This is a genomic window from Pseudomonas sp. TH34, assembly GCF_016650865.1.
GTDB lineage: Bacteria > Pseudomonadota > Gammaproteobacteria > Pseudomonadales > Pseudomonadaceae > Aquipseudomonas > Aquipseudomonas yamanorum.
In genome coordinates this window covers 371,459-384,218 of the sequence record NZ_JAEKFB010000033.1, presented here as the reverse complement: position 1 = coordinate 384,218, position 12,760 = coordinate 371,459, and the positions used below count along the sequence as shown (strand labels likewise).

Sequence of the window (12,760 nt, the reverse complement as noted above, 5' to 3'; positions counted from 1 at the left end):
GCTGAATGTGACCTGAACATGGAAAGAGGTCATGTGACCCGAAGAATTTTACCCTCGTCTTTTAAATCACTTGCGAGAGGTTTTTTATGCACGATCCGTTCGAACAGTCTTTGCGTGACATGCTGAATGCCTCGCCGTCCAACCGGGACGACGATGCTTGCCTGGGTCGCGTTTTGAAAACCGCCAACCGCCAGGTCGGGGCGGGGGACCTGTTCGGTCTGCTTGGTCGCTGGTTGCCGGCGTTGATGATGGCCTTGAACAATGGTTCGGCCCATGTTTCACCGGTTTCCCGTCGTAAACCTCTTGCTCGCACTGCTGATAAGGCTGAATGAATATGGAACTCGATCTCTGGACTCAGAGTCTGGTAACTGCAATGACTGCGTTGTGGACCAAGGTGGCGAATTTCATTCCCAACCTGTTTGGTGCACTGGTGGTGGTGCTGCTGGGTTTCGTCGTGGCCAAGCTGCTCGACACCCTGCTCTCCAAATTGCTGGCTAAACTGGGTCTTGATCGATTGATGGGTGGTACCGGCCTGACCAAGATTCTGGGGCGTGCCGGGTTGCAGGTACCGATCTCGACATTGATCGGCAAGATCGTTTATTGGTTTGTTTTGCTGATTTTTCTGGTTTCTGCGGCTGAATCCCTTGGACTTGAGCGAGTTTCAGCTACTCTCGACATGCTGGCGCTGTATTTGCCGAAGGTATTCGGTGGCGCGCTGGTGTTGCTGGTAGGGGTTTTGCTGGCACAACTGGCCAATGGCCTGGTGCGCGGTGCGGCTGAAGGCGTAGGGCTGGATTACGCCAGTGGCTTGGGTCGAATTGCCCAGGGCCTGGTGATTATTATCAGTATTTCGGTCGCGATCAGCCAGTTGGAGGTCAAAACTGACCTGCTGAACCACGTGATTGTGATTGTTTTGATTACCGTTGGTCTGGCCGTTGCGCTGGCCATGGGGTTGGGAAGCAGGGAAATTGCCGGGCAGATTCTTGCGGGAATCTATGTGCGTGAGCTATATCAGGTTGGGCAACAAGTGCGTGTGGGCGAGGTCGAAGGGCAGATCGAGGAGATCGGCACGGTCAAGACGACAGTGCTGACGGATGATGGCGAACTGGTGTCGCTTTCAAACCGGATCTTGCTGGAACAGCATGTGACTAGCCGCTAACCCGGCGAATCCTGCTAATGTACGCCGCCGCGAACCTGGGTATCCAGGCTGTGGCGGACATTGACCTGACTGTCGGCACGATTTGTTTTGAATAAAGCCCAAACGCTGTCCACGCGCTATGACCCCCGTGAGCTCTCTGATGAGGAGTTGGTCGCGCGCTCGCACACGGAGCTGTTTCACGTAACACGCGCGTATGAAGAATTGATGCGCAGGTATCAACGCACTCTGTTCAACGTTTGTTCAAGGTATTTAGGGAACGATAGAGATGCGGATGATGTCTGTCAGGAAGTGATGCTCAAGGTGCTATACGGCCTGAAGAACTTCGAGGGCAAATCGAAGTTCAAGACATGGCTCTACAGCATCACGTACAACGAGTGCATCACGCAGTATCGGAAGGAACGGCGAAAGCGTCGCTTGATGGACGCTTTGAGTCTGGACCCCCTTGAGGAAGCGTCTGAAGAGAAGACGCCAACCTCGGAAGAAAAGGGCGGACTCGATCGCTGGTTGGTGCATGTGAATCCGATTGACCGGGAAATTCTGGTGCTACGATTTGTCGCAGAGCTGGAGTTTCAGGAAATCGCTGACATCATGCATATGGGTTTGAGTGCTACAAAAATGCGTTACAAACGCGCTCTTGATAAATTACGTGAGAAATTTGCGGGCAGTACTGAAACTTAGTGCGTGGCAAATATCTCTTACGTGTAGGCAAGTTCTGTTAGACTTGTCGCCGAGTTGTCCCCCGGTATGTGGGACTGCTTTACAATCACCAGATGGGGATTTAACGGATGAAACTGAAAAACACCTTGGGCTTGGCCATTGGTACTCTTATTGCTGCTACTTCCTTCGGCGCTCTGGCACAAGGTCAAGGCGCAGTTGAAGGCCAGCTGTTCTACAAAAAGCAGTTCAACGATAGCGTCAAGCATATCGAAGACGGCTACAATCCTGGCGCAAGCATCGGTTACTTCCTGACCGACGACGTGTCGATCAACCTGAACTACGACACTACCAACCACACCCGTTCGAACGACGGTACTGGCAACCAGAAGATCAAAGGTGATACCGGCAGCGTTACTGCCCAGTACCACTTCGGTCAAGCTGGCGTCGACTCCCTGCGTCCATACGTAGAGGGCGGTTTCGGCCACCAGAGCCGTACCAACGTACAGGCTGATGGTCACAGCGGTCGCGATCAGTCGACTCTGGCTATCGCTGGCGCTGGTGTGAAGTACTACTTCACCGACAACCTGTTCGCACGTGCTGGCGTTGAAGCTGACTACGCTATCGACAACGGCAAGTGGGACTACTCCGCACTGGTTGGCCTGGGCGTAAACTTCGGCGGCAACGCTGGTAAAACTGCTCCAGCTCCTACCCCAGCACCAGCTCCAGAGCCAGTTCCAGAGCCAGAAGCTCCGGTTGCTCAGGTTGTTCGTGTTGAGCTGGACGTGAAGTTCGACTTCGACAAGTCGGTTGTTAAGCCTAACAGCTACGGCGACGTGAAAAACCTCGCTGACTTCATGAAACAGTACCCACAAACCACCACCGTTGTTGAAGGTCACACTGACTCCGTCGGTCCTGACGCTTACAACCAGAAGCTGTCCCAGCGTCGTGCTGACGCTGTTAAGCAAGTCCTGGTCAAAGACGGTATTGCTCCTAACCGTGTAAGCTCGGTTGGTTATGGCAAATCCCGCCCAGTTGCTGACAACGCAACTGAAGCTGGCCGTGCTATCAACCGTCGCGTAGAAGCCTCGGTAGAAGCACAAGCAGCTCAGTAATTACTGAGTTGTAGAAAAAAGCCCGGCTTAGGCCGGGCTTTTTTTCGCCTGCAATTTACCTCAGGCGGTGGCGCTGGCCAGGGCCTCAACCGCTTGTGTCGCCTGGGCAACCCGGCCAATCACCAGGATCGCCGGGCTCTTGAGCGCAAATTCGTGCGCATCTTCCTGCATCCGGGCAAGACTGCTGCGGCACTCACGCTGATGTGGCAACGAGGCGTTTTCAATCATCGCCACCGGCATGTCATCGCTTATGCCACCTTCCAGCAACTGCTGGCGAATCTCCCCCAGCTTCGCCACCCCCATATAGATCACCAGCGTCGTGCCGCCCTCGGCCAGTGCCCGCCAATTGATGCTGCTGTCGTCCTGAGTGTGGGCCGTAACCAGCGTGACGCCACGGCTGACACCCCGCAACGTCAGCGGGATATCACAGTTCGTTGCCCCGGCCAGCCCCGCCGTAATGCCGTTGACCAACTCCACGGTCACCCCTTGCTGCCTGAGCCATGCCGCCTCTTCGCCACCGCGACCAAAAATGCACGGGTCGCCACCCTTGAGCCGCACCACGCATTTGCCTTGTCGGGCATAGCGCAACATCAGGCGATGGATAAACGCCTGCGGCGTGGAACGACAGCCGCCGCGCTTACCCACGGTGATCAGCCGTGCAGTGGGGCAATGCTCCAGTAGCGCCGGGTTGACCAGGTCATCGATCAGCACCACATCGGCCTCCCGCAGGGCTCTCACTGCCTTGAGTGTCAGCAGCTCCGGATCGCCGGGACCTGCGCCCACCAGTCAGACTTTTGCGCTCATATGCTTCCCTCACACTGTGATCGCGATTGGCTGCGTGCCGCTCGCCAATAGCCGTTTGATTTCCGGCACGCAGGAGCCGCATTGCGTGCCGCAACCCAGTTCCTGCTTCAGCCCATTCAGGTCCAGGCCCCGGGCAATGCCGGCGCCGACCGCGCTTTCGCTGACGTTCTTGCAGTTGCACAACGTCTTGTGGCTGGTGGAACCGCCCCCCGGTGGCGCACTCAGTGGCGCCAGCAGCCAGCGTCGCAACTGGTCATCGGTGCGGCCTTCCAGCCACAGGTTTTGCAACCAGTGGCGAGCCAGGGTTTCGCCGGCCAGGCGGATCGCGGTGATCCGGCCCTTTTCAATTTTTACCCGCTTGCCAATGGAGCGCCGCGGGTCGTCGTAGGCCATCACCGGGCCGTCATTCAGGCCCAGCAACTGGTCAATCTGCTTGAGCAGCTCAAGTGCAGGCGCCTCGTGATGCGCCCCACGAATCAGCAGGGCAGGCCGCTCGCGCCCGGTCAGGCTCAGGCTGACGTAGGCAAAACCCTCACACAGCGGTCGCAACGCTTCAAAGTGTTGCTGCACATCGCCTTCGATCAGCGCGAACAAGTGCCAGGGCAGTTGCACCGCCTCCAGGCGCACACCGCTATGTTTGAGTTCCGGCTGCTTGGACAGCGGATCGAACGCCGGCTGGGTGAGTGCATTCACGCCGCCTTTGAGAAAGCGGTCGCCCCAGTGCATCGGCAGGAACGCCTGGCCGGGACGCACGCTGTCATCACTGCCGACGGCGACAATCACGCTGCCGCGCCGACTTTTCAGGCTGATCAGGTCGCCTTCCTTCAAGCGATGCCGGCGCAGCTCGTCCGGGTGCAGGCTGAGCAACGCTTCACTGACATGCCCGAACAACTGCGCCGCGGTGCCGGTACGGCTCATCCCATGCCATTGGTCCCGCAGGCGTCCGGTGATCAGGGTCAGAGGGAAGCGCGCGTCACGCTGCTCTTTGGCGGCGCGATAAGGGTCAGCAACAAAGTGCGCCCGGCCAGTCTCCGTAGGGAAAATTCCGTCGGTGTACAGCCGTGGTGTTCCGCTCATCGCATCGGCCGGGAATGGCCATTGCTGCGGGCCCATCCGGTCCAGCAGGGCGTGACTGATACCCGACAGGTCCAAGTCACGCCCACGGGTCAGCAGTTTGTATTCATCAAAGATCTGCGCCGGTTGCTCAAAGGCAAAAAGACCCGGTTTTCCGGGACAAAGACGTCGCTCCAGGCGCTGGGCAAAATCCACAGTGATTGCCCAGTCCGGCCGTGCCTCTCCTGGTGGGACGATGGCCTGCCGGACGTGGGAAATGCGCCGTTCAGAGTTGGTGACCGTGCCTTCTTTCTCGCCCCAGCTCGCTGCGGGCAACAACAGGTCGGCGAAACGCGCTGTCTCGGTTGTACAAAAGGCTTCCTGTAGCACCACGAACGGACACGCCTCCAGGGCCTGACGCACGGTGTTCTGGTCGGGCAGGGATTGGGCGGGATTGGTGCAGGCGATCCAAAGGGCCTTGATCTTGCCGGCCTGTATTTGCTCAAACAATTCGATAGCGGTCAGTCCGGTGTTGGCCGGCAGTTGGTCAACACCCCAATACGCGGCCACTTCTGCCCGATGTTCAGGGTTGGCTGCCTCACGATGGCCTGGCAGCAAATTCGACAAACTGCCGGTTTCCCGACCGCCCATGGCATTTGGCTGACCCGTCAGGGAGAAAGGTCCACAGCCGGGACGGCCGATGGTGCCGGTCGCCAAATGCAGGTTAATCAGCGCACTGTTCTTAGCGCTGCCTGCGGTGGACTGGTTCAGCCCCATGCACCACAACGACAGGAAGCTCGCCGAGGTGCCGACCCATTCCGCGCACTGGCGCAGTTGCTCGACACTGATCCCGCACAGCTGCGTCACCATTTGCGGTGTGTAGTCGTGAACCAGGCGTTTGAGCTCCACCAGGCCGTTGGTGTGGGCCTGGATAAAGTCGCGGTCGATCCAGTCTTCCCACAACAACAGGTGCAAGATCCCATGGAACAACGCGACATCCGTACCCGGCAGGATCGCCAGGTGCAGGTCCGCCAGGTCGCACGTGTCGGTGCGCCGGGGATCAATCACCACCACCTTCATCTGTGGCCGACGAGCCTTGGCTTCCTCCAGGCGTCGGAACAACACCGGATGTGCGTAGGCCATGTTACTGCCGACGATCATCACGCAGTCGCTCGACTCCAGGTCCTCATAACTGCAGGGCGGCGCGTCGGCCCCCAGGCTGCGCTTGTAACCAACCACTGCTGACGACATACATAGCCGCGAGTTGCTGTCGATGTTGTTGGTGCCCACCAGCGCCCGCGCCAGCTTGTTGAAGCTGTAGTAATCCTCGGTCAGCAATTGCCCGGAGATATAGAACGCCACGCTGTCCGGCCCGTGTTCGGCGATGGTTTCGGCGAACACATTGGCCGCGTGTTCCAGGGCGGTATCCCAGTCCGTGCGGGTACGGGCCAGGCCTTTGCCCAGTCGCAGTTCCGGGTACAACGCACGGGCCGTAAGGTCCCCGGTGAGGTGCAGGCTGGAACCCTTGCTGCACAATTTTCCAAAGTTGGCCGGATGGCTCGGATCGCCACTGACACCGAGGATCTGCGAGCCATCATGTTCGATCAGCACGCCGCAACCCACCCCGCAGTAGCAGCAGGTGGACGCGGTGGTCTGGCGGTTCATCAACCGGCGTCCCGCAGCGCCAACATCACCCGGCCGTTTTCCACGCGGGCCGGGTGGTGATGGGCGCAGCCGACGTCCGGTGCCTGGGCTTCACCGGATTCCAGGTCGATCTGCCAGTTATGCAGTGGGCAGGCCACGCGCTTGCCGTAGATCAAACCCTGGGACAGTGGGCCACCCTTGTGGGGGCAGCGGTCGTCGAGGGCGAAAACTTCGTCGTCACTGGTACGAAAAATCGCGATGTCGCCTTTGGGCCCGGTGATGATGCGCGAACCCAGGGCGTTGATTTCTTCGAGGGCGCAGATATCCAGCCAGTTCATGCCGGCACCTCCAGCAGTTTGACGGGGATGGTGTCGAATTCCTTTTTCAGCAGTGGCTGTTCCAGGCGTTCTTTCCACGGGTCTTGTTCGAACGACAGGGAGAATTGCAGACGTTCGTTAAGCGCCTGACGCCGCGCCGGGTCTTCCAGTACGGCCTTCTTGATGTGCTCCATACCCACCCGTTGCAGGTAGTGCACGGTACGTTCCAGGTAGAAGGCTTCTTCCCGATAGAGCTGTAGGAAAGCGCCGTTGTATTCGCGCACTTCTTCGGCGGTTTTCAGCTTCACGAAGAACTCGGCCACCTCGGTCTTGATCCCGCCGTTACCGCCGATGTACATCTCCCAGCCGGAGTCGACGCCGATAATTCCCACGTCCTTGATCCCGGCTTCCGAGCAGTTGCGCGGGCAGCCGGACACTGCCAGTTTCACCTTGTGGGGCGACCACATATTGAACAGATCATGCTCCAGCTCGATCCCCAGCTGTGTGGAGTTCTGTGTACCAAAGCGGCAGAACTCGCTGCCGACGCAGGTCTTCACGGTGCGAATGGATTTGCCGTAGGCATGGCCAGACGGCATGTCGAGGTCTTTCCATACGCCAGGCAAGTCCTGCTTCTTGATGCCCAGCAAATCGATGCGCTGCCCGCCGGTGACCTTGACCATCGGCACGTTGTACTTGTCGGCCACATCGGCGATGCGCCGCAGTTCTGACGGATTGGTCACACCGCCCCACATCCTCGGGACTACCGAGTAGGTGCCATCTTTCTGAATATTGGCGTGGGCCCGCTCGTTGATCAGGCGCGATTGCGGATCGTCTTTCGCCTCGCCGGGCCAAGTGGAAATCAGGTAATAGTTGAGTGCCGGACGGCAGGTGGCGCAGCCGTTCGGGGTGCGCCAATTCAGGTAGCTCATGGTGCCGGCGATGGTCAGCAGGTGCTGGTCGCGGATGGCCTGGCGGATCTGCCCGTGGTTGAGGTCGCTGCAGCCGCAGATGGCTTTTTCGCTTTTCGGTTTGACGTCGGCCGCGCCGCCCACGGTGTTGATCAGGATCTGTTCCACCAGCCCGGCGCAGGAGCCGCAGGAGCTGGCGGCCTTGGTGTGTTTTTTCACGTCGTCGACGCTGAACAGCCCGTGTTCCTGAATGGCCTTGACGATGGTGCCCTTGCATACGCCGTTGCAGCCGCAGACTTCAGCACTGTCGGCCATGCTCATCGCCTTGTCCTGGCCCTGGTGACCTACATCGCCAATGGCGTTTTCGCCGAACATCAGGTGATCACGAATCTCGCCAATGGCATGGTTCTCACGGATCTGCCGGAAATACCAACCGCCGTCAGCCGTATCGCCGTACAGGCAGGCGCCGACGAGGATGTCGTCCTTGATCACCAGCTTCTTGTAGACGCCGCCAATCGGGTCGGAAAGGGTGATGGTTTCCGTGCCTTCGCCGCCCATGAAATCCCCGGCGGAGAACAGGTCGATGCCGGTGACTTTCAATTTGGTGGAGGTCACCGAACCCTGATAACGCGCAAAACCCAACTGGGCGAGGTGGTTGGCGCAGACCTTGGCCTGCTCGAACAGCGGTGCCACCAGGCCATAGGCGATCCCGCGATGGCTGGCGCATTCGCCGATGGCATAGATGCGCGGGTCGTAGGTTTGCAGGGTGTCGTTGACCAGAATCCCACGGTTGCACGGGATGCCGGATTTTTCCGCGAGCTCGGTGTTGGGGCGGATGCCGGCAGCCATCACCACCAGGTCGGCGGGGATCACATCGCCATTCTTGAATTGCACCGAACCGACGCGGCCGTTGCCGGCGTCATGCAGCGCCTGGGTTTGTTCCTGCAGGCGGAACACCAGGCCACGGCTTTCCAGTTCGGTTTGCAGCAACTGGCCGCTGGTCTTGTCCAGTTGCCGCTCCAACAGCCACTCGCCGATATGCACCACGGTCACGTGCATGCCGCGCAGCATCAGGCCGTTAGCCGCTTCCAGGCCCAGCAGCCCGCCACCGATCACCACCGCGTGCTTGTGGGTCCTGGCGGTGTCGATCATGGCTTGGGTGTCGGCGATGTCGCGGTAGCCGATCACACCGTGCAGCGTATTGCCGGGGATCGGCAAAATAAACGGCGTGGACCCGGTGGCGATCAGCAGGCGATCGTACTCGGCCTCGCTGCCGTCTTCGGCGATGACTTTGCGTTTGACCCGGTCGATCTGCACCACTTTGCGATTGAGCAGCAACTTGATGTTGTTATCGAGGTACCAGCTCAAATCGTTGAGCACGATCTCTTCGAAGGTCTGCTCACCGGCCAGCACCGGCGAGAGCAGGATGCGGTTGTAATTGGTGTGAGGCTCGGCGCCGAAGACGGTGATGTCGTACAGGTCGCTGCTCAGCTTGAGCAATTCTTCAAGGGTGCGAACCCCGGCCATGCCGTTGCCGATCATCACCAGTTTGAGTTTCTTCATGTCGTTCTCCGCAGTGGCTCGACAAATCGTGCGCAACAAAAAAAGGCGTCCCCGCTAGGTAAGTAGCGAGGACGCCTTTGTCCTGGTCCCGTTCTCTCGGGAAGCTCGACCTTCGACGTTGAAGGTGCGGCTATATGTGTGTTGATGGAAAAGCTAATGCAGCGGTTGTGCCAAGTGGCGGTTTGGCCGGATTTGTTTGGTCTGGCGCCGATGTCTCGAGATATTTCGCCTCTTAGTGGTGCAGCAGCCAGTACAACAGCACCAGATTGATCAGCAACGACAGCACGGCCAACGTCTGCCAGACCTTCAGCGGTTCGCGCTCCAGCAGCGGTTTTGGCCGAATGCTCAACTCGCGGCGATCTGCCTGTTCCAATATCAGCAGCCACTCCTCGGCGGTTTCATAACGTTGCTCGGGGTGCGCAGCGACTGCGCGCTCCAGGGTTTGTTGCAGCCAGTCGGGGAGGTCGGGGCGGTAACGGCTGGCGCTGACAGGCGCGGTGAACCGGGGGCGTTGGAACGCTTCGATTTCGCCGTAGGGATAATGCCCGGTGAGCAGGTAATACAAGGTCACGCCGACGCTATACAAATCCTGTTGCGGGGTAGGGCGTTCGCCGCTGAAGGCTTCCGGGGCGATAAAACTTGGCGTGCCAGGCAACAGGTGCGCTCGATCTTCGGAAAGCCCGGGACAGTAGGCCAGGCCGAAGTCCAGCACGCGCAATTCGCCGTCCTCGCCCAGCAGCAGGTTTTCCGGCTTGATGTCGCGATGCAGGATCTGCCGGCGGTGCAGCATCCCGATGGCACGCAACAGGCGCTCGGCCAGGGATTGCCACTGCGCCAGGGGCAATGGGCCCTGGTGCTTGAACAGCTCCGCCAGGGTTTGCCCGGCGTATTCACGCATCACGTAGTACAAATGCTGGCGACCACTGGCCGGATGGACTTCAGGAAATGCGCGGCCGGCGACCCGACGCAGGAACCATTCCTCCGACAGCAATGCCTGGGCGGCGAACACGTCATCGTCATGACTGACCGGCAAGGTCTTCAGCAGCCACGCCTGTTGCTGGGCATCGCGCACCCGGTAGAGCAGGGATTGGCGACTTTGTCCCAGCAGCGCTTCCACCTGCCAGCCTTCGAAGCGCTGCCCGACTTTCAGGGGCGGCGGCAGCGGCCATTGCTGCAACTGCACCAGTGCATCACCCAGGGTGGCAGCGCCGAGCTGGTCGACGCGCACCAGCAAGGCGCTGGCATTGTCCTGGCTGCCCGCCAGATGCGCGGTGCTGACCAAGGTGTTGACCGCGAGGTTCAGGTCCGACTGTTCCCGCAGGATTGCGCTGATGCGGTTGTCATCCAGGGTTGCCCATACGCCGTCGCTGAGCAGTAGAAAACATTCTCCTGCCCGCAACTCGCCGTCGAGGAAATCCAGTACCAGATGCTGATCCAGGCCCATGGCGCGCTTGAGCACATGCTGCATGCCCGGTTGCTCCCACACGTGTTCTTCGCTGAGGCGCTGCAACTCGCCATCGAGCCAGCGATACACCCGGCAATCACCCACATGGGCCAGGGTGAAACGCTGGCCGCGAAACACCAGAGCGCTCAGGGTGGTCAGCAACGGTTGGCCACCACCGTTGGCTTGCAGCCAGCGATTCTGTGCCACCAGCAAGCGTTCCAGGGCCTGGGCCACACCCCAGGTTTGCGGCGTGGCGTAGTAGTCCAGGGCCAGGGCCTGCAAGGTCGAACGAGCAGCCAGTCCGCCATCGGCGCATTGGCTGACGCCGTCGGCGATGGCGCACAGGTAGCCTTTGCTGGCGGCCAGCTCCGGGGCCGGCGTGACCAGGCGCAAGGCGTCCTGGTTTTCCTGCCGAGGGCCGGTGGCGCTGGTCTGGGCGAAGCTTAGTTGCAGGCTCATCAGACCCGGGCAGCCGTCACCGCTGCCGAGCCCCACGTGGTTCTCCAGCGACGCTTGACGCCATACAGGCCGAACCAGGCCAACACACCCAGGCTGGCGAACAACCACAGCGCCAACTGATAGCTGCCGGTGCTTTGCTTGATTGCACCCATGCCCGCCGCCAGGGCGAAACCGCCGATGCCGCCGGCCATGCCGATCAGGCCGGTCATCACACCAATCTCCCGATGAAAACGCTGGGGCACCAGCTGGAACACGGCGCCGTTACCCGCACCCAAACCGAGCATGGTGCAGACGAAAAGCGCCAGGGCGGCGTAGGAACTTGGCAGGTTGAAACCCACCGCCGCGATACAGATCGCGGCCACGCCGTACATGCCGAGCAGGGTGCGAATCCCGCCGAAACGGTCGGCCAGGGCGCCGCCCAAAGGCCGCATCAGGCTACCGCCGAACACACAGGCGGCGGTGTAGTAACCGGCTGTGACCGGGCTCAAGCCGTATTGGTCGTTGAAGTAGCCGGGCAGGGCGCTGGCCAGGCCGATAAAACCGCCGAAGGTCACACTGTAGAAGAACATGAACCACCAGCTGTCGCGGTCGCCCAGGGCCTTGAAGTAGTCGGCCATGGACTTGGCTTTGGGCCGTTGTGGGGCATTGCGGGCGAGCCAGGCGAAGATGATCAGGGTCAGGATCAGTGGGATCAGCGCAAAGCCGAACACATTGCTCCAGCCGAACGCGGCGGCCAGTACGGGGGCCAACAAGGCTGCGAACACCGTACCGGAGTTGCCGGCGCCGGCGATGCCCATGGCCTTGCCCTGATGCTCGGCGGGGTACCACTGGGACGCCAGGGGCAGCGCGACGGCGAACGAGGCGCCGGCCATGCCGAGGAACATGCCCAGCAGCAGGGCTTGTTCGTAGCTGTGAATCCCCAGTTTCCAGGCGCCGAAGAGGGCGCAGATGACGATCACCTGGCCAATCAGGCCGGCGGTCTTGGGGGAGAGCTTGTCGGCGAGCATGCCCATCAGGAAGCGCAGCACTGCGCCGGCGAGGATCGGTGTGGCGACCACCAGACCGCGTTGTTGGGTGGTGAGGTGCAGGTCGGCGGCGATTTGCACCGCCAGCGGGCCTAACAGGTACCAGACCATGAAACTCAGGTCGAAATACAGGAACGCGGCAAACAGGGTTGGGGTGTGGCCGGATTTCCAGAAGCTTGATTTCATCACGCACCTCAGCGGTAAAGGGGTCTTATGAGAAGGCCTGGTGATGGAACGGCTGTGGCCGCCCCACCGGCCCCGGGCTATGGGGCCAAAACGAAAAAACGCCGCCACCGGGTTCGCGAGGGCAAACCGGGTGTGCGACGTCTTTGTCGTGGAGGGGGCAACCGCCGTTGGCTACCTGTGGGGATTCTTTAGCAAGAGGTGGGCCAACAGGGGTTGGGTTTTGGGTACATATCCGTTGCTGCGGTAACGGCTACTTATGGTTCCGCTCTTACAGCGGGTCACTTTTGGCAAACGCCCCAAAAGTAACCAAAAGGTCTTTGCCCCACCACTCGGTGCCTCGCTTAGGCTCGGCATGCCCGCACTCCGGCCCGATTCCGCGGGCCGCTCCACCGTGCCTACTTGCGGCCATCGTGGTTAACGGGGCCCGCA

At 60.3% G+C, this 12,760-nt stretch carries 10 protein-coding genes; 4 read left to right on the top strand and 6 right to left on the bottom strand.

The genetic code is table 11. The annotated features are described in order from the left end of the window. Positions 1-86: 86 nt before the first annotated feature. The 4 genes from JFU58_RS27305 to JFU58_RS27290 all read left to right on the top strand — a co-directional run bounded on the left by JFU58_RS27305 (position 87) and on the right by JFU58_RS27290 (position 2,928). Positions 87-332, top strand: coding sequence for a hypothetical protein (locus tag JFU58_RS27305; protein WP_003215011.1), 246 nt, complete (start codon positions 87-89; stop codon positions 330-332). 2 nt (positions 333-334) lie between these two features. Beyond that, complete coding sequence (locus JFU58_RS27300; protein ID WP_008432650.1) at positions 335-1,159, top strand: mechanosensitive ion channel family protein; 825 nt, start codon at positions 335-337, stop codon at positions 1,157-1,159. 87 nt (positions 1,160-1,246) lie between these two features. Further along, entirely contained in the window at positions 1,247-1,837 is a 591-nt protein-coding gene (gene sigX / locus JFU58_RS27295; RefSeq protein WP_063032363.1) for an RNA polymerase sigma factor SigX, read from the top strand. Between the two features lie 107 nt (positions 1,838-1,944). Beyond that, entirely contained in the window at positions 1,945-2,928 is a 984-nt protein-coding gene (locus JFU58_RS27290; protein WP_201142812.1) for an OmpA family protein, read from the top strand. 60 nt (positions 2,929-2,988) lie between these two features. Here the strand turns inward: JFU58_RS27290 and cobA are convergent, their stop codons facing one another. The 6 genes from cobA to JFU58_RS27260 form a co-directional block, all read right to left on the bottom strand. Next, positions 2,989-3,714: a uroporphyrinogen-III C-methyltransferase gene (gene cobA / locus JFU58_RS27285; RefSeq protein ID WP_242488340.1), complete on the bottom strand. Its 726-nt coding sequence runs from the start codon at positions 3,712-3,714 to the stop codon at positions 2,989-2,991. A 27-nt stretch (positions 3,715-3,741) separates the two neighbouring features. Next, positions 3,742-6,450, bottom strand: a complete 2,709-nt coding sequence (locus tag JFU58_RS27280; protein WP_201142811.1) for a nitrate reductase — start codon at positions 6,448-6,450, stop codon at positions 3,742-3,744. After that, positions 6,450-6,767: a nitrite reductase small subunit NirD gene (gene nirD, locus JFU58_RS27275; RefSeq protein WP_063032355.1), complete on the bottom strand. Its 318-nt coding sequence runs from the start codon at positions 6,765-6,767 to the stop codon at positions 6,450-6,452. The genes JFU58_RS27280 and nirD overlap by 1 nt, the downstream gene beginning before the upstream one ends. Continuing rightward, positions 6,764-9,217 carry a nitrite reductase large subunit NirB gene (gene nirB / locus JFU58_RS27270; protein WP_201142810.1) on the bottom strand — a complete coding sequence of 818 codons (2,454 nt, stop codon included), beginning with the start codon at positions 9,215-9,217 and terminating at the stop codon, positions 6,764-6,766. The genes nirD and nirB overlap by 4 nt, the downstream gene beginning before the upstream one ends. A gap of 232 nt (positions 9,218-9,449) precedes the next feature. Then, a complete protein-coding gene (locus JFU58_RS27265) occupies positions 9,450-11,120 on the bottom strand; it encodes a bifunctional protein-serine/threonine kinase/phosphatase (protein WP_201142809.1) in 1,671 nt (556 codons plus the stop codon). Beyond that, positions 11,120-12,331 (bottom strand): nitrate/nitrite transporter, encoded by a 1,212-nt coding sequence (locus tag JFU58_RS27260; RefSeq protein ID WP_063032349.1) that lies wholly within the window; start codon positions 12,329-12,331, stop codon positions 11,120-11,122. The genes JFU58_RS27265 and JFU58_RS27260 overlap by 1 nt, the downstream gene beginning before the upstream one ends. Between the last annotated feature and the right edge of the window lie 429 nt (positions 12,332-12,760).